This is a genomic window from Algoriphagus kandeliae, from assembly GCF_004571135.1.
Classification (GTDB): Bacteria; Bacteroidota; Bacteroidia; order Cytophagales; family Cyclobacteriaceae; genus Algoriphagus; species Algoriphagus kandeliae.
The window spans coordinates 1-19,487 of record NZ_SPSB01000002.1 but is presented as its reverse complement, the minus strand read 5'-3'; the positions used below and the strand labels follow the sequence as shown (position 1 = coordinate 19,487).

Sequence of the window (19,487 nt, the reverse complement as noted above, 5' to 3'; positions counted from 1 at the left end):
CCGCTAACTTACTTGCATGACATTTTTGAATCAGATCGGTCTGGCCAATCCCGGAACTCCTATTTACCAACAGGAAATTGCTCGATTTATGAGAAAGGCTCATGGGTTGGATGAGTATGAAGGGAGAAAGCTTGACTTTTTGTATCGTAAATCAGGAATTGATACTCGCTACAGCGTTTTGAGGGATTTTGATAAAGAGCAAATTGAGGATTATTCCTTTTTTCCAAAAACAGATGATTTGGAGCCATTTCCAGGCACGAAAGAACGAATGGAAGTTTTTGCAAAAGAAGCTCCTGATTTGGCGGAAAGAGCGGTCAGAGAATGTCTAGCCAAAGGTCCCATTTCTCCATCTGAATTAACCCATTTGATTCTAGTTTCTTGTACGGGAATGCTCGCTCCTGGAGTTGAATTGACTTTGATGAATAAACTGGGTATAAATCCTCAGGTAGAGCGGTATTGCATTCATTTTATGGGATGTTATGCGGCCTTTTCGGGGATTAAATTAGCGGATAAAATTCTCCGGGCAGAGCCAAAAGCTCAAGTATTGCTGGTTTCAGTTGAATTATGTACCCTTCATTTTCAAAAGGTGTATAATGAAGACAATCTTTTGGCGAATTCCCTCTTCGGGGACGGTGCAGCGGCAGCTTTGTTATCCAATCGGTCTGAAGGCTTTGCTATTCAGGATTACACAAGCCATTTAATTTCCGAAGGAGCCCCGGATATGGCTTGGTCTATTGGAGATTTTGGATTTGAAATGGCGCTAAGTAAGTATGTTCCCCAATTGCTTCAAGATGGGATTGGAAAGTTTAAAGACGCTTTTGAAAGCAAATTCAAGCTCTCTCAAATTTCCAACTTTGCCATTCATCCAGGAGGGAAACAAATCCTCCAAAAAGTACAAGAGGCCTTTGGTTTCTCTGAAGATTGTAATCGACAGGCTATGGAGGTGCTTCGAAATTTTGGAAATATGTCATCTGCCACTATTCTATTTGTGCTCCAGGCAATGATGAAGGATGATTCTATTTCAGGAGAAATTTTGGCGATGGGCTTTGGCCCGGGCCTTACTTTGGAGACATTAATGCTACAAAAGACATGATTTCTTTTAGCCAAAGAAGTACTCAAAAAGAGTTGATGGATGATTTGGAATGCTCTGGTGAAGAACTGAATCAGACACTTCGAGAATTGAAAACCATCAATCGATGGCTAGGAGGAAATCATGTGACTACAAAGGGGATTCAAGAGCTGATCAAAGAAAAAGGTCAAGAAAGCTATAAAATTGTGGACATTGGCTGTGGTGGAGGAGATATGCTTCGAGTCATCACAGACTGGGCCGAAATGAATCAAATCTCCATAGAATTAGAGGGGGTTGATGCTAATCCAAACACGATTCAACTGGCAAAAACTAGGTTAAGCGATAAACCATCTATAGTTTTGTCTGTTCAGAATGTATTCGACGAGGAATTCAAAAAGGATAGAGCGGACATCGCTACCTGTACTTTGTTTACCCATCATTTTACTGATGAGGAATTGGTGGAATTACTTCGGGTATTCAAGGAAAAAGTAAGCTTGGGTATTGTCATAAACGATTTGCATCGGCACCCCTTCGCTTATTACAGCATTCAAACTTTGACCAAAATATTTAGCAAATCAAAGATGGTCAGGAACGATGCGCCTCTTTCTGTTTTGCGGAGTTTTTCAAAGAAAGATTGGCAGCGAATTCTAGAAAAAGCCGGAATTAAAAATTACTCTTTGAGGTGGTTTTGGGCATTTCGCTGGCAGCTTTTGATTTATGTTTAATTTTAAGTTTTCAACAAAACAAGTTTAATTATCATGGAAATTTCACCTGAACTAGCTGAAGAATTAATTCAAAAAGGTTTAGATCTAGCGTATACCATCTTGCCAAAACTGGCTTATGCTGCCATCTTCTACTTTATTGGTCGATGGATAGTTAGAAAATTGGTAAAATCTTTTTCAGTCCTACTCGAAAAACGGGAATCAAACCCTTCACTCAATAATTTCTTAATCGGAGTAATCAAGGCATTGCTTTACGTGTCCTTGATTATAGGAATTGCCACGATCTTGGGTGTGCCGCTAACTTCCTTTGTGGCTGTTTTGGGTGCTGCAGGTTTAGCAATCGGTTTGGCTTTGCAGGGATCGCTCTCAAATTTTGCAGGAGGAGTCTTGATTCTTCTATTTAAGCCTTTTAAAGTTGATGATGTAATTATTGCTCAAGGCCATACGGGTACAGTTAGAGAGATTGGGATCATTTACACCCGCATGACTACTTTTGATAATAAAGAAATCATCATTCCAAATGGTGGCTTGGCAAATTCTGATGTGGTTAATATGAGTACTCAACCAACCAGACGAGTGGATTTGACTGTGGGAGTAGCTTATGGTACCAATATCAAGCAGGCTCGAGAAACCATTTTGAATATTTTCAAAAATGATGAGCGAGTTTTGCAGGAACCTGAGCCGGTAGTCTTTTTGAATAATTTTGGAGACAGCTCACTGGATTTGGTTATTCGAGCATGGACAGAAGCTCCTAATTTGTGGCCGGTTTACTTTGATTCTATGGAAGCAATTAATGTAGCTTTTGCCGAGCAAGGAATCGAAATCCCATTTCCTCAACGGGTCGTTCACCAGGCCAAAGCTTAACAATTCGTATTTAGCAAAAAAGGACCTTTCGAGGTCCTTTTTTTATTCCCAAATCCAAGTTCCCGTAGCTTTGGAATTTAAAGATGCCGAGAAAGTCAACCCGCCAGATTCGATTAGAAAATCAATTGGGGAATCGGTGTCATTATGAGCGATCAAGACAATTTTTCCTTCTGGAGTTAAATAGGCTACGTTTGGTATTTCTACTAATTCTGTCGAGGAAATACGTTTTGATCCGGGATCGACAAACTTACTTCCATGAGCAATTACATAGTAGGCTGGATTTCGAGTGACTTCATCCCCATCGATAGTAATTGCCCCCAAGCATCGATCACAACCTCCCCGATCGGTATGCGGGGTCAAACTTGGGTTTGAGCTTAGGTTCCATTCCAAAACAGTCTTCGCCCAATTTCGCGGTGCGCCAATCAATAAGTTCTTGACATGCCATGGAATATCTCCCTCCATATTTCCGGGAGCTCCCACCCATTGCTCGGTGAAATAGAGGTTTTTGTCTGGGAAAGCTTCATGCAGTTCTGAAAGGGCATCAATCGTCCCTCCATATAAATGAAAAGCCGAACCATCAATAAATGGATTGGCTAAAGAATCCTGCATGACCGTAATGGGATAATCAGGTCGATCGGCATTGTGATCATAAACCACGATTTTGGTATCAATACCAGCATCCTGAAATGCAGGGCCTAAATACCTTCCGATGAATCGTGCCTGCTGTTCCGGAAGCATAAGTAAAGAAGGGTTATTTCCAGGATGAAAAGGTTCATTTTGAATGGTCAAAGCATCGATTCTGATGCCATGCTCAGACATTTCTTGGATGTATCGAACTAAATATTGAGCGTAGGCAGGTTCAAATTTTTCTAATAAAGATCCGCCTCGAGTATCCTTATTGTCCTTCATCCAGGCTGGAGGAGACCAAGGTGAGGCCATGAGTTTGATCTCAGGATTTATTTTTAAAATTTCCTGTAATACCGGTATCACATCCAAGGTATCATAGCTCAAACTGAAATGTTCCAAATCCGGATCAATAGCGGTTGAATCCTTTAAATCATCGTAAGAAAAAGGGAATTCATTCAAATCAGAAGCAGCTACTGAAAGCCTCAAATAAGAAATTCGTACATCATTTTCTCCCGAACCGAACAGTTCTTGAAGTAAGGTTTGCCGTGACTCTTCAGACATAGCAAGAAGGTGCTGTGCCGAGCCTTGGGATAAGGTAAAACCAAATCCATCCATGGTTTGGAAGGATTGGTTGGGATCGATCTGAATTCTCAGGTTGGCTTCGCTACTTGATATAGCTTGCTCAGTTTGTTGAAAGAGGATATCTGATTTTGGATCGGTCAACCAAAATTCCGGTAACTGAGGGGTGTTTTTACACCCTGAAATCAGCAAATAGAAAAGGAATAGGACGATTCTTAATTTCATTGTGTCAATTTTTTTCAAGTTAGTTCCAAATTAATGGAATAGTGAATTAGTGATAAAAATCAGATATTTTTAACTTATGAAGATTCCTGAAGTTAGGTATTTAATTAAATTCAATTTTCCTTCTTAATCCATTTTGATTTATGAAAAAACTCATAATACTTCTTTTTGCAGGGCTTTTTCAAATTGCCCTTGCCCAAGAAAAACCAAATATCTTGGTGATTATGGTAGATGATGTAGCTCCTAATTCTATAAGCGCCTATTCTTTAGGGATGCAGTATCCCACTCCGAATATTGACCGAATTGCCAAAGAAGGGGTGATCTTCACAGACCATTATTCACAACCAAGTTGTACAGCTGGTAGAGCGGCTTTTATTACCGGTCAGGTGCCGGTGAGAACAGGGCTTACTACGGTTGGTCAACCTGGGAATCCGCTTGGATTAAAACCTGAAGATCCTACCATTGCAGAGCTTTTGAAACCAATGGGCTATATGACAGCTCAATATGGAAAGAACCATTTAGGAGATCGAAACGAACATCTTCCGACTGTTCATGGATTTGATGAATTTTTCGGGAATTTATATCACCTAAATGTCTCTGAAGAACCCGAACAAGCAGATTATCCAAAAACAAAGGAGTTCGCTGAAAAATATGGTCCCCGTGGGATCATAGAATCTTTTGCCAGTGAGACTTTCGATAATACGGAAGATCCAAGATTTGGAGTAATCGGAAAACAAAAAGTTAAAGATATTGGTCCTTTGACCTCGGAGCGGATGAAGACTTTTGATGAGGAATTGGTTGCGAAGACCAAGGATTTCATGAAGAGAGCAAAAGATGCGGATAAACCATTTTTTATCTGGCATGCCACAAGCCGAATGCACGTTTACACGCATTTAAAAGAAGAGTCAAGAAATCTAGCTACGAATATTAGCACAGATATGGACCTATTTGGGTCAGGATTAATGGAACATGATGGACATGTCGGCCAAATTTTGGATTACATGGATGAGTTGGGTATTTCTGACAATACCATCGTGATTTACACTACGGATAATGGACCGGAACAAAGTACCTTTCCTCATGCAGGCGTGACTATGTTTAGAGGAGAAAAAATGACTACCTACGAAGGTGGACTGAGATCACCTTTTTTGGTTAGATGGCCGGGTAAAATTCCAGCTGGATTAGTTAGAAATGGAATTTCTTCCCATGAAGATGTTTTACCTACCTTGATAGCTGCAGTTGGGAATCCAAATATCATAGATGAGCTAAAGGAGGGGAAGAAGATCGGAGATATGACTTATAAAGTGCATATCGATGGGTATAATAACCTCGATTATTGGACAGGGAAAACGGATAAATCCGCTAGAAATCACTTTTTCTACTATTATGAATCCAATCTAACCGCCCTTCGTGTGGGTCCTTGGAAAATGCATTTTGCCACCAAAGAGCGATACTTTGATGATATGGTTTTTCATACAATGCCTCAATTATTCAATTTGAGAAAGGATCCCTTTGAAAAATATGATGATATTACGGGTTTCCATCTAATTATGGAAAAGTCATGGGTAATGCAGCCTGCTATAGGCATATTGAATGAACATCTCATGACATTCCAGGATTTCCCTCCACGTCAAGCTGCTGCCTCCTTGGATATCAACAAAGCCATAGAAAAAATCATGATGTCAGGGGCTAGACAATAAATTATTCAAAAAGTATTCCTTAATAAATTGAATAAAGGCCAACCGAAATACTCGGTTGGCCTTTTGTTTTCTTGCCTGTCTGTTATTTGAGTTTAAAACCGAATCAAAATATCCTCTAGGGTTTTCCTTTTTAGGTTTGGGACATAGGTTTCTTCTTTCGGATAGCCCACTGGAAGTAGTAAATAGGGTTTTTCATGCTTTGGCCTTTGAAGAATCTCACTGAGAAAATTCATGGGACTTGGTGTATGGGTGACGGTGACTAATCCTGCCTGATGAATTGCAGCGATTAAAAAACCACAGGCAATTCCTACGGATTCATTGACATAATAATGTTGGATTTTTTCTCCATTTTCCATGCCGTAGGATTGCTTGAAAACGACGATGAGATAGGGAGCGTCTTCTAAAAAAGGTTTTTCCCAATCCGTTCCGATTGGTTTAAGGTCATTTTTCCAGGTTTCTGACATTCTGGAAGAATAGCTGATTCGTTCTTCTTCTTCGGCAGCTTCCCGAATCTGTTTTTTGATTTGGGGATCTGAAATCAAGCAAAAGGTCCAGGGTTGTTTGTGTGCTCCAGAAGGAGCAGTTCCTGCCGTTCGGATTATATTTTCCATTACGGAAAGAGGAACAGGTTTAGTATCAAATTCACGAATTGTTCGCCGCTGATCCATGTTTTGGTAAAACTCTTCAGACCGCTTGATTACTTCTTCTTCAGGAATAGGATGGTAAGGAAAGCGTATATGCTCAAAACCTCCAGTAATTTTCTTTTCCATAAAAATCAAAAAGGGCTATCCTCGAAGATAGCCCTTTATTCTTTAATTGGGGAAACCTTAATCTACCGTGATTTCTTTGGTTCCGCCCGGATAGCTTATAAGAATCGTCTTATCACAATTGCCTTGTCCATAGTCAATAGCTAGCTGAAACCCTTCATATGTGAAATCCATGACGCCTGAAGTAGGTATTAAAACCCCAGATTCCACACAATCTTGCTTCACCACCAAAGCCGAAGTTACATTTGAAGAATAAGGGGCTCCCTCTCTGCTTTGACCATTTGCCGTTCCAGTAATTGAAATTTCATAGCCTGTTGCTCCTAATTTCACTACTCTTATTTGATCAGTATTAAAGGTAACGAAGGTATTGTCCGGCCAAGTAACCTGACCATTTTCCATGGTTACTTTGAGTGTCACTTGATTGTTTATTAGGTCAATTGCTTGGTTAACCAAAGTGCGCACGCCGGTGATTTTTAAGCCATTCACTTCATATCCAATAAAATTGGTAGTTACAGTGGCCCCAGGGAGCAGGAAGTTTTGGGTGTAAGTGATAGTAATTTTTCCTTTTCGGACTATGCCTGAAGGAGATGTACAGCCATCACCAAAATCAATAGTGATTGTTTTTTGATCACTGTTTACATCCACAGAGACCCCAGCACAGATTTTTTCGAAAGGATCATCCATGAGGCGCCCGTTGATTCCTATAGACTGCAGGATTGTCAAGGTGAAATAATCCATGTCCTCGGTGATTTGCATGACTTCTAGGCTTTCTTCGATCGCAGACAAATCTGGCTCCGTGATAGGTGTATCAGAATCTTTGTCACATGATCCTAAAAAAGACAGGGTAGCTAGAAATAAAAAGATTCGAAAAATAGATGAGGTAGATTTCATGATTTCTAAAATTTATTTAGTGAAGTTAGTTTTTATTTTTCTGGTTTTCTGAGGTTTGATTTTCTTTTTTATGCCTCTTCCCTCCACATCCAATATTCCTGCCGAAAGGGACATCCGCTGGAAAAATTCCCATGTTTTCTGAAAAATCAGAGTAATCCCAATCAGTTTCTTGGGATACCTTTGGTTTGGAAGATTTCTTTTTGCCCATGATTCTTGGAACGTAGTAGGATTGATAACGTTCAAAGCTCAATAAAATTTTCGGGAAGCTTTCCCCATATTTGAATATGAATAGGATTATTGATTTTCATCCGGAAGGTATTCAGCAAAAGGAACAGGATATTCAAAGGAGAATAGGAGTCTTTTCTCTTTTTAGATTAGTTCTATTTGTTGGTCTGGGCGCTTTTGTTGTTCTTTTCTTTTCGGATGCTTTTTATTGGATTTTCCCTGCTTCATTGGCCCTTTGGACTTTTGTTTGGGCTATACAACAGCATCATTTTCTAAAGGATCAAATTCAAATATTTCGCTCACTCTCAAAGATTGAACAGGAAAGGGAACAGCGGTCAAGTCGATATTTGAGGGACTTGGATTCCGGATCAGAATTTCTTGATAAAGACCATCCATTTTGTAATGACTTGGATCTTTTTGGAGAGCATTCCCTTTTTCAACTAGTAAATCATACACATTCTAGTTCTGCAAGACAGCTTCTCGCATCTCGGCTCAAGGCCCAATTAAATGTTGAAAATGGATATAGGCTTCATGGAGCAATTCGTGAATTAGCCGAAAAAGAAGATCTTTTGCGGGCTTTTGAGGCGATAGGAAAGGCGTTTTTTAATGAAAAAGAACAAAAGGCGGATTGGAGTACTTGGATGAGTCAGCCTGTTCAATTCAGGTCTTTTCCTACAGCGCTTGGATGGATTGGTTTAATCGGAGGATTGATTGGAGCTACTTTAGCCTATTTGGGACAAATTCCTTCAGTATTTCTGGGAGTTTGGATTCTACTAGGGCTTCCATTTTTAGGTATGGTTTTCAAGGAATTGAAAGAGGCAGGTGATCGAATTCCTTCGCAAACAGTTTTAAAAACCTATCGTCATTGGCTACTTCTTCTAGAGCAGGAGAAATTTGAACATACCATCCTTCAAAATCATAAGAATAAATTGATGCTTCCTGAAGGTCCAAGCACTTCAAAACTTCTAGAAGAATTGGACCGTCTTTCACTTTGGATTCAAAATCGGATGAACCTGCTTTACATTCCTTTGAATTTGTTTTTTTGGACGGACTTGTTGATTTATCACCGCTGGGCAAAATGGAAAAATAGTTGGGGAAAGGAAATAGCTGGCTTACCTGAGGAATTGGCTTCCTGGGAGGTATTGATCTCTTTGGCAATTTTTGAGCGAGAAGAAGGGCAATCAGGGAGTTGGGAAGTTTCGGATCAGATGGAATTGGAAGTCAAAGGGATTTTCCATCCATTGCTTCTACCAAAAATTGCTGTGTCCAATGATTTTTCCATGGATCAATCCGGAAAGCTCGTTCTACTTACAGGGGCCAATATGAGCGGTAAAACCACTTTCATGCGCACGCTTGGGATAAATTTAGTCTTGCTCAATTTGGGATTATCTCCTTTTGCAAAGTTCCTTCGGGTTGGGGTTTTTAAACTCTATACCAGTATGCGAAATTCCGATAATCTAGGCCAAAGTATTAGTTCTTTTTATGCCGAATTGAGCAGGATTAAGGGAATGATTGACTGCTTGGAAAATGGTGAGCGGTTGTTTTTTCTTTTGGATGAAATACTAAAAGGCACCAATACCGAAGACCGGATTGCTGGAAGTGAAGCATTGATTCGTCAATTGGCTGTAAGGGAATTCTTGGGAATTATTAGTACCCATGATATTGAGTTAAGCCGATTGGAAAGCAAGATTTCCTACCTGCGGAATTTCAGTTTTCATTCCCAAATACATGAAAACACAATTGATTTTGATTACCTCATCAAGCCCGGCCCTTGTCCGAGTTTTAATGCCCACAAACTCATGGAATTGATGGGAATCCGTTTTGGAGAAAAATCCTAATTTTTCCTTCGGACTGAAAGGTGTATTTTTGGGGACGAAAAGATCATGAGCCAAAAAAATCAAATTCTCGGAGTCCTCGGTGGAGGGCAATTAGGTCGGATGCTGATTCAGTCCGCCATCAATTACAATCAGGATATTCACATTTTGGATCCGGATCCCAATGCACCATGTAAGGATTTAGCACAGAAATTTGTCACTGGATCACTCCGGGAATTTGACACTGTCTATCAATTTGGGAAGGATTGCGATGTGATTACTATTGAGATCGAGAATGTCAATACGGAAGCATTGGAGCAGCTTCAGAAGGAAGGAAAGCGTGTTTTTCCGCAACCTGAAATCATCCGGTTGATACAAGATAAACGGGAACAGAAGCAGTTTTACGATGATCATGGAATCCCAACTGCTGAATTTGTCTTGACAGCTGATAAAGCGGAAGTAAAGGAAAATTTTGATTTTCTACCAGCAGTGAATAAGCTCGGTCGGGAAGGATACGATGGACGAGGTGTTCAGATTCTTCGAAATGAGTCTGATTTGGAAAAAGCTTTTGATGCCCCCGGCTTGTTGGAGAAACTGATCGATTTCGACAAAGAAATCGCTGTGACAGTTGCTCGGAATTCCAAAGGTGATTTGGTTGCCTATCCAGCCGTGGAGTGTGCTTTTCATCCTACGGCAAATTTGGTGGAGTTTCTTTTCGCTCCGGCGAGTATTTCTCCCGAGATCGAGAAAAAAGCACAGGAAATTGCTCGAGAGGTTATTTTGAAGCTGGATATGGTAGGGATTTTGGCAGTCGAGATGTTTGTCACCAAGGATGGTGAGGTTTTGGTAAATGAAATTGCTCCACGTCCTCATAACAGTGGACATCATACGATTGAAGCCAATTATACCAGTCAATTTGAGCAACACCTTCGCTCTGTGATGAATTGGCCACTTGGGGATACAGGTCTTCGATGTCCAGCAGCTATGATCAATTTGCTAGGAGAGGAAGGTTTTCAAGGAGAAGCTTATGTGGAGGGGATGGAAGAGGCAGTTTCAGAAAAAGGCGTTTACATACATTTATATGGGAAGAAGCTCACCAAGCCTTTCCGAAAAATGGGCCATGTCACTGTGCTCGATGAAGACGTGGACAATTTGAAAAAAAGAGCCCATTACATTAAGAACTTAATCAAAATCAAAGCATGAACCCACAGGTAGGAATTATCATGGGCAGTCAGTCAGACCTTCCGGTAATGGCTGAAGCCGCGCAAATGCTTGAAGAACTTGGTGTCCAATATGAATTGACCGTGGTGTCAGCTCATCGAACTCCAGATAGAATGGTTGAATACGCTCGTTCAGCTCGTGAACGGGGCCTGAAAGTAATTATAGCAGGTGCTGGTGGCGCCGCTCACCTTCCGGGAATGGTCGCTTCCATGACTAGTTTGCCGGTAATCGGAGTTCCTGTGAAGAGTTCGAATTCTATTGATGGTTGGGATAGCATACTTTCTATTTTGCAAATGCCGGGAGGAATTCCGGTCGCCACTGTTGCGTTGAATGGAGGAAAAAATGCCGGGATTTTAGCTGCCTCTATGGTGGGTGCCTTTGATGCAGAAGTAGGGAAAAATGTCGACGCCTACAAAAAAGGCCTTCAAGAAAAGGTGGAAAAATCCGCTGAAGAAATTGAAGAAAAAGGCTGGAAGGCAATTCTGAAAAAATAATTTTCCTTCCACAAAGGGATTTTATAAATGGATTGGAAACGAGTTATCCGGTTTAAGGTTGGAGGGGAATTATGGGAAGTGCCTTTGCACGTACTTCTATTAATGGCATTGATTACCCTTATTCTTATGATAGGAGGAGCCTATATGGGATTCCGTTTTGGCTCCAATCAAATCAATCCGTAAAGATTCCCCAGCCATCATCAAATTTTTGACTGGGATCAAAGCCTTTAATCCATTCAATAAATAGCGTTCTATATTCTTCAATGGCAGTTCGAAGGAGTTCTAAATGCTCCTCTGCATGTGTTTCCTCCATGGCTAATTGATAGGTCATGGAATTGAGACTTTTTGCATGGATTTTCATTAGGACAGCCTTTTCCATTTTTATTACGTAGTCTGGAATGGATTCAGCTCCTGCAAACTTGGCACTCATCACCATGGCATCTTCCATCATGATGCTACCATAGAGTTCTTTTCGGGCTTCATCTAGGCTTCCTACCAAGGCACGTGTTAAACCAACGATTTCCTTGGCTTTTTTCATTAAAGGGTGTTGATAGATCCGGTCCTGTTGTTTTTGAAAATCAAAATCTTCATCCCCATCAAAGTCCGGATCTTCATCATCAAAATCATCCCACATAGGAATTAATATTCTATTAAAAAGGTAATTGATCTTCTTCGTCCGCGTGGAAGGTGTCCACATCCAAAGGACCATTTTCAAAAGTTGGAGTTGAGTTGCTGTCCGAAGCTTTGTCTACTCGATAAGCTTTAATGTCTGTGTACCATCGACCATTGTATTCACGGCTTTCCACATCGATACTTAACTTGACTTCCTCTCCTACAGAAATAGGGAATTGGTCGATTTTATCTCCCCAAAGGGCAACGCAGACTTTTTTCGGATAATTACCCGGCGTTTCAATAATGAACTCCTGCTTTCTCCAGTTATTTCCTGATTTTGAGTTTCCGCTTACCTCTTGCAACTTCTGAATTACTTTTCCGCTCAGTTCCATAATGCATATTTAATTTCAATGTTCGAAGTTAAGGAATGGCTAGGGAAAGACCTTAACCAAAAAGAAGAATTCCCTCAGAAAAAGCCTTTCGATTTTTCTTTTTGGCACTTTAATTGAACAAAGGGTTTTCCCTTTTCCCATATACTAGAGTAAGGATTTTTGAATTTACCAATGATTATTTGGTTGAATTTTAAACTTTCAAAAAATCCCTGTTCTGGTTTGTGAGGAATAGGCGAAAGGTTTACTTTTAGTATCCAATTTTAAAAAAAATCTGAAATCTCGATAACCCCTATACTATGGCTTAGACTTTTACGTTGTTGATAAACTATAAACAATGAATAAGCGAATAGGACCAAGAGATGCTGAGCTCATTGCTCAGTACAGAAATGGCAATGAAGCCGCATTTGATCTATTAGTAGATCGATACAAAACCAAAGTTTATACTACCATATTACTGATCGTGAAGGATCAGGAACTTGCCGAAGATCTTCTTCAGGATGTGTTCGTGAAGGTGATCAATACCCTTCATTCGGATAAATACAATGAAGAAGGGAAGTTCCAGCCTTGGATTATGCGAATCGCGCATAATCTGGCAGTGGATCATTTCAGAAAATCCAGGCGCTATCCAGTTATCATAATGGAAGATGGCTCCAATATTTTCAATTCTCTTCGATTTTCCGAAGGAAATGTAGAGGATGATCAGGTGAAAGAGGAAGAAGTGGCCTTGATAAGAAGATTAATTGATGAATTACCAGAGGCGCAAAAGCAGGTATTGATCATGAGACACTATATGGACATGAGCTTTCAAGAAATTGCCGATCAAACCGGAGTCAGTATCAATACGGCTCTTGGTAGAATGAGGTATGCGCTGATTCATCTGCGGAAAAAAATGAAACAACTAAATTTTGCCTATGATAAAACCATTTACCCCAAATGACCTGATTAGATATATCTATCAGGAAATGCCGGAGGTAGAACAAGAACTCTTAATGCAGGCCTTGCACGATGATGAGCATCTGATGCAAGAATACTTAGAAATGCTGAGCACTATAGAGCAACTGGACCAAATCCGACTCCTACCTTCCGAAAAAGTAGTAAAGGCAATCAAATCGAAAGCCAAGTCTACGGGACTTCAAAAAGTCTAAAGATCCGGTAACCCTGTCGTCACGGCGGGGTTTTCTTTTTTCAATTAAGAGTATCTATGAAAGCGGAGATTTGAGAAATAATAGTCGCATAGGTGGCAGGCGTAAACCCATGTCCTTGTCCTTCAATGATTTGATATTCGTAAGGCACGCCTGCTTCTTCCAGTTTAGAAGCTAGCAAATCACTTTGAGAAATCGGGACAACGGTATCGACTGTTCCATGGAAAAAGGCAGTTGGGGGAGAATTGGGATTGATAAAATTGACAGGGCTGGATTGGAAATAAGCATCTGGATTGCTTTGAGGATTTCCATTCAATAGCGCCGTCAATCCAGATTGAGTAAGGAAATTAAAATCGTAAAGCGTAGTCAGATCGGTTGGAGGAAACAAGGCCAAGACCGCCTGAATATTTCCTACTTCTTGATGTTTATAAGCATGTAACAAAGCCAAATGCCCACCTGCACTTGCACCGGCTAGATAAAGTTCATCACTTATGTTCCAGTTCACCCGATTTTCCAAGACATGCTGAATAGCTGCAATAACATCATTCTCTTGAGTAGGGAATCGATTGGCGTTGGTTATAAAATCAAACAAACGATAATTGATTGCTACAAAGGCAAAGTCAGGCAGAGCCTGTTCAAAGGCAGTTTTAAATTGTAAAAACTCATCCTTGCTACCATCAATCCAGGCTCCACCATGGATATAGATCATTACCGGAGTGTTTTCCAAAGTTCTTCCAGCGGGCAAAAAAATATCCATCACCTGTCGTGCATCCTGACCATATGAACTATCAAATAACTCAAGCGCGGGCAAGGGACCATCTGGAATTGGATCATCTGTAGAACCACAGCTTGATAAGAATAAAATCCCCAGGAAAAATGTAGAAGCAGCTAAATGCTTAAATAAGGTTGAAAAATCGACTTTTTGCATATTAAAACCATTTAATTAGTGACTTGATAATTTGTTTGGTCTTCATCCCATAAGGTGGTCTGAGTAGAGTGGTGTTATTAGGGCCTATTCGTTGTTTTAAGATTCCTTTTTCATTACTGAAAGCTAAAAATCCAAAATGTCCATGGGCTTTTCCAATACCACTGTTATTCACGCCGCCAAAAGGCATCTCATTGTGCAAAAAGTGAAGGACACAATCGTTGATGACAGCATTTCCCGAACTTGTTTGCTGAAGCACCGATTCATAGCTTTTACTTTTGTCAAAGATGTAAAGAGCTAATGGCTTGGGCTTTTTATTGATGTACTGAACGGCTTCCTGAAGGGTTTTATAAGTTAAAATTGGTAATAAGGGACCAAAAATCTCTTCCTGTGCAACGAGCATATCCTCATTGACTTCACTGAGAAGCGTAGGCTCAATAAATCGATGATGTGGAATTGTCTTTCCACCAAATTCGATTTTTGCGCCCTTTTCTACAGCATCATCTAAGTAGGTTTTTAGGCGCGAAAAATGTCTTTCATTGACGATTCGAGCCATATCATTTGAATGTTCCAATCCTTTGAATTGGGGATCGTACATTTCTTGAATTGCTACTTGAAGTTCAGCTAAAAGCAATTCTTTTCTGTCTTGATGGACTAAAATATAATCTGGCGCAACACAGGTTTGCCCGCAGTTCACCAATTTTCCATAGATGATTTTTTGCGCGGCGTCCTTAATATCTGCCGATTCGGTGATGATGCAGGGAGATTTTCCACCCAATTCAAGTGTAACCGATGTGAGATGTTTTGCAGCATACTCCATGACAACTTTTCCAATTTGCGGACTTCCGGTAAAGAAAATATGGTCGAAGGGAAGTGAAAGCAGAGCTTGAGCTACTTCAGCATCACCTTGGTAAACCTGTACTTCTCCTTCCGAGAAAATCTCGGAAATCATTCTGGCAATCAATGAGGAGGTGGCAGGAGTCAGTTCAGAAGGCTTAATTATTGTCGGGCAACCTGCTGCAATGGCCGAAACCAACGGCCCAATAGCCAAATTGAAGGGATAATTCCAAGGAGCAATAATCAGCGAGACACCCTTTGGTTCGTACAAAATCTTGGCCTTTGTTCCCAACATCGGCATCGGAGTCGAAAGGGAAAGAGGCGTCATCCAGGATTTTAGATGCTTGATTGTGTGATTGATTTCGGAAGTAACAGGAAAGATTTCCGACAGGTCAGTTTCTACTTCAGATTTTCGAAAATCATCCCAAAGTGCTTCCCGGATATCGTTTTGATGGGTTTTGATCCAGGTTCTGAGTTTTTTCAATCGATCTATCCTTTCTGATGCAGTGGAGCTTCTCCACGCGACAGCAGTCTTTTGTAATAAGGCTAGGCTAAGTTGGATTTCGGTGAATTCTGAGATTTCCATGCTTTGATTTTTCTATCAAAAAGAAAGATAGAAAAAGTAGCCGAAAAGCCTCAGTGAATTTTTTTGAATTGGGCCAATATCCTCCTCTACAAAAACAGGTATAACAGGTAATTCATACCTGCTTAACCAGATTTCTCAAACATTAAACAAAACCGCAAAAAATACCAATAAAAAATACTTTCATAAATAAAAAAATGCATTTCATATAAAAATAAAGCTTCAAAAAGTTTGGATAAACTGCAAAAAAGTGTACATTTACTGCATAAAAATGTCTTGGTTTTGCAAAAACCATGGTTTTTGACTAAAACGAACAAGATAGTAAGCATAAGGGGGTGATCTGAATAGCCTAAATCGAGATCCATATCACCATAAATCAGGAGAGTATAGCGACACAATTACCAAAGAGAAATTTAAATCTTAACGATATGGAGAGTTCATCCAATTATCAGCAAAAGCCTCTCACAAATGGGCGAACATTTTTTTTGGTTCTTCGGGAAATATTTAGAAAGCAGAAGGCCGTATGGCTTTTGTTTTTTTTAGCCTTCTTTTCCATTTCCACCGTTCAGGGGCAAATCAGTGTACTAGAATTAGGGAATCAGCCTGAATTATTAGACTTGAGAACCTGTAACATCCCATGTTCATCTGGAAATTATGACATCCTGGAGGTGTTTTTGAGTGATGAATATGGGAATCGGTTGGCGGATCAATTTGCAACATGTACGGCAGGGGTTACGCAAACTGCTTATGTATCATTCCTCTATGAAACGAATTCTGGATCATCGACCAATAATGGTCGATTATTCGCGGATGTAGTCTTTACTAATCCTCAAACAGGAGAAGCAGATTCAATCTTCCTCAATTATTATTTCGGTGAAATTCCTGCTGCGAAGGCAGAACCACAAGTAATTACCATAGGAATTCCTTTTCAGTGGACTTGTGGGGTGGAGGTTCAATTTTTAAATCCCTTATTGGCATGGACTACCTCAGCCACCCAAGATCTTTCATTAGATTATGAGTGTAATGATTACCCTTCTGCACAATGTCAATTTGGTGGGGATACCGTTGTGAGTGCGCCTTTAGCTGTTCAGTTCACCTATGCAGCTTGTACGGTTGATGATGTTACAACAGCATCCTTTTTCAACAATACCAATGGAGGAACTACTCCATATACTTATTCATGGACCTTCAGTCCAAATGCAACGCCTTCATCATCTTCAGAAGAAAATCCAACCGTGTCCTTTACAGGAACTGGACCTTATACTGCTAGATTGGAAGTAACTGATGCGGCGAATATTTCTAACTTTTTTGAAACTACGTTCAACAAGCCTGGGGAGATTACTTATGATGTTGCTTTTACCAACCCTACTGGTGTATTAAATAATGGATCTATCACCATTTCTAATGTACAAGGTGGCACGGGAGATAAGACTATTTCTTGGGAAGATGACCCAAGTATCACAACATACACAAGAACAGGTCTCGGGGCAGGATTGTACATAGCTCAAATAATAGATGAGTTTAATTGTATCAAGCTTGTGCCGGTAACACTTACAGCAGAGGTGCCTTCTATTAACTTAGTCAAAATAGGTGTACTTGAAGATACAAATGGAGATGGGTTGAATAGCGCAGGTGACCGAATTAATTATAGTTTCGTTATTACAAATGATGGAGATGTCCCATTGACTGGAGTAGATTTAGACGATCAGGATGCGGTTTTGACAGGTACATCCTTTGATTTGGCTCCAGGTGAAATCAACTCAACATCCTATACAGGAGTTTACACTTTGACCCAAGCCGACATCGAGGCTGGTTTTTTTACCAATACAGCGACAGTAACTGCTACAGGAGGAGGAGTTGAAGTAAATGATTCTGATTCTCACACTGAAAACTTTACACAAGTTGCCAGAATGGTTGCAACAAAGAACCAAACTGGCGGTCCAAATCCTGTGACTGCAGCAAGTCAAACCATTGATTACACTATTACAATAGAAAACACTGGAAATTTGAATCTCACTAATGTGGTGGGAAGGGATTTCGCCCCAGGTGATGCTGTTGGAGTAATCTTAACTCTTGATTCAGGGGATAATGGAGATGGTATTTTGAATCCCGGAGAAACTTGGACTTACCTATTCAGCTATACCGTTTCCCAGTCTGATATGAACTTGGGTGATAATCTAGTTAATGTAGTTAATTTCAGTTCTGATCAAGTTCCTGGTCCTGTCACTGCAAATGCAAGCACGCCTATTCAACAAAATCCATCTCTTTCCATCGACAAGCAGGTGGTAGGTGTAGATGAGGCCGGAAATGGTTTGTTGGATGAAGCTGGAGATCTTATTGAGTATGAGATTGTGGTGACCAACACGGGCAACGTGACCTTGACCAATGTGACGATTGTGGATCCTTTGACGGGAACCAATAAAAATATCGGGGACCTTGCTCCTGGAGCGACTCATACGGAAAGTACTTCCTATGCGATCACGCAGGAAGACTTGAATACCCGTGGCGGCGGCGATGGCGACATTGACAACACGGCTACAGCGGATTCCGATCAGGCAGGCCCGGTAGAGGACAGTGAGTCGGTTGATCTTGTATATGCTCCTCAAATGAACATCACCAAGACAGCAGTAGGTGTTGATGAAGCCGGCGATGGTGTGTTGAACGCGGCTGGAGATCTTATTGACTACGAGATTGAGGTGACCAACGACGGCAATGTGACATTGACCAACGTGACGGTAAACGATCCGCTTACGGGAGGACTTCTAACCACGATTGTGAGCCTTGCTCCTAATGCCAGCGAGACGGTGAACGTAAGCTATGCAATCACGCAGGATGATCTGGACAATAACGGTAACGGAGATCCGGCAGGCTTCATTTATAACACGGCCACTGCTGATTCTGATCAGACCGGGGAAGAGGCAGCGAGTGAGGAGGTGCCATTGACACAGACTCCTGTATTGAGCATCACCAAGACAGCGGTTGGCATTGATGAAGCCGGAGACGGTGTATTAAATGAGGCTGGAGATCTTATTGACTACGAGATTGAGGTGACCAACGACGGCAATGTGACGTTGACTAATGTTACGATTGTGGATCCGTTGACAGGTACTGATGTAAATATTGGAGACCTTGCACCTGGAGCTAGCCATACGGAAAGCACATCCTATGCGATTACGCAAAACGATTTGGATACCAATGGCGGTGGAGATGGTGACATTGACAACACGGCTACAGCGGATTCTGACCAGACCGGGGAAGAGACAGCGAGTGAGGAGGTGCCGTTGACACAGAATCCTGTATTGAGCATCACCAAGACAGCGGTTGGCGTTGATGCGGCCGGAGACGGAGTATTGAACGAGGCTGGAGATATTATTGACTACGAGATTGAGGTGACCAACGACGGCAATGTGACATTGACTAATGTTATGATTGTGGATCCGTTGACGGGTACTGATGTAAATATTGGAGACCTTGCTCCTGGAGCGAGCCATACGGAAAGCATTTCCTATGCGATCACGCAGGAAGACTTGGATACCCGTGGCGGTGGCGATGGAGACATTGACAACACGGCTACAGCGGATTCCGATCAGGCAGGTCCGGTAGAAGACAGTGAAGCGGTTGATCTTGTATATGACCCTGTATTAAGCATCACCAAGACAGCGGTTGCTGTAGACGATGCAGGCGATGGTATATTGAATAATGCCGATGAGGTTATCGATTACGAGATTGTGGTTACAAATGACGGTAACGTCACTTTAACCAATGTCACAGTAATTGATCCATTAACTGGAACGGATGTAA

Annotated in this window: 19 protein-coding genes; 11 read left to right on the top strand and 8 right to left on the bottom strand. The window is 41.0% G+C overall.

The window, feature by feature from the left end:
- The first annotated feature begins 16 nt into the window (after positions 1 to 16).
- Genes E4S40_RS04590 through E4S40_RS04580 form a run of 3 tightly spaced genes read left to right on the top strand, consistent with a single transcriptional unit; the run spans position 17 to position 2,655 of the window.
- Positions 17 to 1,093, top strand: coding sequence for a type III polyketide synthase (locus E4S40_RS04590; protein ID WP_135071660.1), 1,077 nt, complete (start codon positions 17 to 19; stop codon positions 1,091 to 1,093).
- On the top strand, positions 1,090 to 1,794 hold the full coding sequence (locus E4S40_RS04585; RefSeq protein ID WP_135071658.1) for a methyltransferase domain-containing protein: 705 nt from the start codon (positions 1,090 to 1,092) through the stop codon (positions 1,792 to 1,794). The genes E4S40_RS04590 and E4S40_RS04585 overlap by 4 nt, the downstream gene beginning before the upstream one ends.
- Before the next feature lie 33 nt (positions 1,795 to 1,827).
- On the top strand, positions 1,828 to 2,655 hold the full coding sequence (locus E4S40_RS04580) for a mechanosensitive ion channel family protein (RefSeq protein ID WP_135071656.1): 828 nt from the start codon (positions 1,828 to 1,830) through the stop codon (positions 2,653 to 2,655).
- A gap of 42 nt (positions 2,656 to 2,697) precedes the next feature.
- On the opposite strand, the gene E4S40_RS04575 is transcribed toward E4S40_RS04580, so the two are convergent.
- Complete coding sequence (locus E4S40_RS04575) at positions 2,698 to 4,086, bottom strand: glycoside hydrolase family 30 protein (protein ID WP_135071654.1); 1,389 nt, start codon at positions 4,084 to 4,086, stop codon at positions 2,698 to 2,700.
- Between the two features lie 140 nt (positions 4,087 to 4,226).
- Here E4S40_RS04575 and E4S40_RS04570 point away from each other — a divergent pair, with 140 nt between their 5' ends.
- Positions 4,227 to 5,783: an arylsulfatase gene (locus E4S40_RS04570; protein ID WP_135071652.1), complete on the top strand. Its 1,557-nt coding sequence runs from the start codon at positions 4,227 to 4,229 to the stop codon at positions 5,781 to 5,783.
- Positions 5,784 to 5,875: 92 nt separating this feature from the next.
- On the opposite strand, the gene E4S40_RS04565 is transcribed toward E4S40_RS04570, so the two are convergent.
- Genes E4S40_RS04565 through E4S40_RS17065 form a run of 3 tightly spaced genes read right to left on the bottom strand, consistent with a single transcriptional unit; the run spans position 5,876 to position 7,649 of the window.
- Complete coding sequence (locus E4S40_RS04565; RefSeq protein ID WP_135071650.1) at positions 5,876 to 6,553, bottom strand: nitroreductase family protein; 678 nt, start codon at positions 6,551 to 6,553, stop codon at positions 5,876 to 5,878.
- 57 nt (positions 6,554 to 6,610) lie between these two features.
- A complete protein-coding gene (locus E4S40_RS04560) occupies positions 6,611 to 7,441 on the bottom strand; it encodes a hypothetical protein (protein ID WP_135071648.1) in 831 nt (276 codons plus the stop codon).
- 25 nt (positions 7,442 to 7,466) lie between these two features.
- Positions 7,467 to 7,649 carry a hypothetical protein gene (locus tag E4S40_RS17065; protein WP_161971771.1) on the bottom strand — a complete coding sequence of 61 codons (183 nt, stop codon included), beginning with the start codon at positions 7,647 to 7,649 and terminating at the stop codon, positions 7,467 to 7,469.
- Between the two features lie 76 nt (positions 7,650 to 7,725).
- On the opposite strand from E4S40_RS17065, the gene E4S40_RS04555 reads away from it, so the two are divergent.
- The 4 genes from E4S40_RS04555 to E4S40_RS17140 are packed head-to-tail and all read left to right on the top strand — an operon-like array spanning position 7,726 to position 11,378.
- Positions 7,726 to 9,504: a MutS-related protein gene (locus tag E4S40_RS04555; RefSeq protein WP_135071646.1), complete on the top strand. Its 1,779-nt coding sequence runs from the start codon at positions 7,726 to 7,728 to the stop codon at positions 9,502 to 9,504.
- Positions 9,505 to 9,549: 45 nt separating this feature from the next.
- A complete protein-coding gene (locus E4S40_RS04550) occupies positions 9,550 to 10,683 on the top strand; it encodes a 5-(carboxyamino)imidazole ribonucleotide synthase (RefSeq protein ID WP_135071644.1) in 1,134 nt (377 codons plus the stop codon).
- Positions 10,680 to 11,195: a 5-(carboxyamino)imidazole ribonucleotide mutase gene (purE, locus tag E4S40_RS04545; RefSeq protein WP_135071642.1), complete on the top strand. Its 516-nt coding sequence runs from the start codon at positions 10,680 to 10,682 to the stop codon at positions 11,193 to 11,195. Before E4S40_RS04550 ends, purE begins: the two co-directional genes overlap by 4 nt.
- A 27-nt stretch (positions 11,196 to 11,222) precedes the next feature.
- Positions 11,223 to 11,378 (top strand): hypothetical protein, encoded by a 156-nt coding sequence (locus tag E4S40_RS17140; RefSeq protein WP_202615335.1) that lies wholly within the window; start codon positions 11,223 to 11,225, stop codon positions 11,376 to 11,378.
- On the opposite strand, the gene E4S40_RS04540 is transcribed toward E4S40_RS17140, so the two are convergent.
- Both E4S40_RS04540 and E4S40_RS04535 read right to left on the bottom strand, forming a co-directional pair.
- The gene (locus tag E4S40_RS04540) at positions 11,368 to 11,829 is read right to left on the bottom strand and encodes a hypothetical protein (protein WP_135071640.1); all 462 of its coding nucleotides are present in this window, start codon (positions 11,827 to 11,829) and stop codon (positions 11,368 to 11,370) included. The two genes, E4S40_RS17140 and E4S40_RS04540, sit on opposite strands and share 11 nt — an antisense overlap.
- Positions 11,830 to 11,845: 16 nt before the next feature.
- A complete protein-coding gene (locus E4S40_RS04535; protein ID WP_135071638.1) occupies positions 11,846 to 12,199 on the bottom strand; it encodes a DUF3127 domain-containing protein in 354 nt (117 codons plus the stop codon).
- Between the two features lie 334 nt (positions 12,200 to 12,533).
- On the opposite strand from E4S40_RS04535, the gene E4S40_RS04530 reads away from it, so the two are divergent.
- Both E4S40_RS04530 and E4S40_RS04525 read left to right on the top strand, forming a co-directional pair.
- Complete coding sequence (locus tag E4S40_RS04530; RefSeq protein WP_135071636.1) at positions 12,534 to 13,136, top strand: RNA polymerase sigma factor; 603 nt, start codon at positions 12,534 to 12,536, stop codon at positions 13,134 to 13,136.
- Positions 13,111 to 13,344: a hypothetical protein gene (locus E4S40_RS04525; RefSeq protein WP_135071634.1), complete on the top strand. Its 234-nt coding sequence runs from the start codon at positions 13,111 to 13,113 to the stop codon at positions 13,342 to 13,344. Before E4S40_RS04530 ends, E4S40_RS04525 begins: the two co-directional genes overlap by 26 nt.
- 40 nt (positions 13,345 to 13,384) lie before the next feature.
- On the opposite strand, the gene E4S40_RS04520 is transcribed toward E4S40_RS04525, so the two are convergent.
- Together E4S40_RS04520 and E4S40_RS04515 are read right to left on the bottom strand one after the other, a co-directional pair.
- Positions 13,385 to 14,269, bottom strand: a complete 885-nt coding sequence (locus E4S40_RS04520) for an alpha/beta hydrolase (protein WP_135071633.1) — start codon at positions 14,267 to 14,269, stop codon at positions 13,385 to 13,387.
- Between the two features lies 1 nt (position 14,270).
- Positions 14,271 to 15,689 (bottom strand): aldehyde dehydrogenase family protein, encoded by a 1,419-nt coding sequence (locus E4S40_RS04515; protein WP_135071631.1) that lies wholly within the window; start codon positions 15,687 to 15,689, stop codon positions 14,271 to 14,273.
- 425 nt (positions 15,690 to 16,114) lie between these two features.
- On the opposite strand from E4S40_RS04515, the gene E4S40_RS04510 reads away from it, so the two are divergent.
- The coding region (locus tag E4S40_RS04510) for a DUF7507 domain-containing protein (protein ID WP_135071629.1) at positions 16,115 to 19,487 on the top strand (3,373 nt) is incomplete at its 3' end.

Bases quoted from the DNA above. Each gene is read 5' to 3' on its own strand.
- E4S40_RS04570 (WP_135071652.1), top strand. From the start codon at position 4,227: ATGAAAAAACTCATAATACTTCTTTTTGCAGGGCTTTTTCAAATTGCC.
- E4S40_RS04580 (WP_135071656.1), top strand. From the start codon at position 1,828: ATGGAAATTTCACCTGAACTAGCTGAAGAATTAATTCAAAAAGGTTTA.
- E4S40_RS04530 (WP_135071636.1), top strand. From the start codon at position 12,534: ATGAATAAGCGAATAGGACCAAGAGATGCTGAGCTCATTGCTCAGTAC.
- E4S40_RS04560 (WP_135071648.1), bottom strand. From the start codon at position 7,441: ATGAAATCTACCTCATCTATTTTTCGAATCTTTTTATTTCTAGCTACC.
- E4S40_RS04575 (WP_135071654.1), bottom strand. From the start codon at position 4,086: ATGAAATTAAGAATCGTCCTATTCCTTTTCTATTTGCTGATTTCAGGG.
- E4S40_RS04565 (WP_135071650.1), bottom strand. From the start codon at position 6,553: ATGGAAAAGAAAATTACTGGAGGTTTTGAGCATATACGCTTTCCTTAC.
- E4S40_RS04550 (WP_135071644.1), top strand. From the start codon at position 9,550: ATGAGCCAAAAAAATCAAATTCTCGGAGTCCTCGGTGGAGGGCAATTA.
- E4S40_RS17065 (WP_161971771.1), bottom strand. From the start codon at position 7,649: ATGGGCAAAAAGAAATCTTCCAAACCAAAGGTATCCCAAGAAACTGAT.
- E4S40_RS04535 (WP_135071638.1), bottom strand. From the start codon at position 12,199: ATGGAACTGAGCGGAAAAGTAATTCAGAAGTTGCAAGAGGTAAGCGGA.
- purE (WP_135071642.1), top strand. From the start codon at position 10,680: ATGAACCCACAGGTAGGAATTATCATGGGCAGTCAGTCAGACCTTCCG.
- E4S40_RS04525 (WP_135071634.1), top strand. From the start codon at position 13,111: ATGATAAAACCATTTACCCCAAATGACCTGATTAGATATATCTATCAG.
- E4S40_RS17140 (WP_202615335.1), top strand. From the start codon at position 11,223: ATGGATTGGAAACGAGTTATCCGGTTTAAGGTTGGAGGGGAATTATGG.
- E4S40_RS04590 (WP_135071660.1), top strand. From the start codon at position 17: ATGACATTTTTGAATCAGATCGGTCTGGCCAATCCCGGAACTCCTATT.
- E4S40_RS04515 (WP_135071631.1), bottom strand. From the start codon at position 15,689: ATGGAAATCTCAGAATTCACCGAAATCCAACTTAGCCTAGCCTTATTA.
- E4S40_RS04585 (WP_135071658.1), top strand. From the start codon at position 1,090: ATGATTTCTTTTAGCCAAAGAAGTACTCAAAAAGAGTTGATGGATGAT.
- E4S40_RS04520 (WP_135071633.1), bottom strand. From the start codon at position 14,269: ATGCAAAAAGTCGATTTTTCAACCTTATTTAAGCATTTAGCTGCTTCT.
- E4S40_RS04555 (WP_135071646.1), top strand. From the start codon at position 7,726: ATGAATAGGATTATTGATTTTCATCCGGAAGGTATTCAGCAAAAGGAA.
- E4S40_RS04540 (WP_135071640.1), bottom strand. From the start codon at position 11,829: ATGTGGGATGATTTTGATGATGAAGATCCGGACTTTGATGGGGATGAA.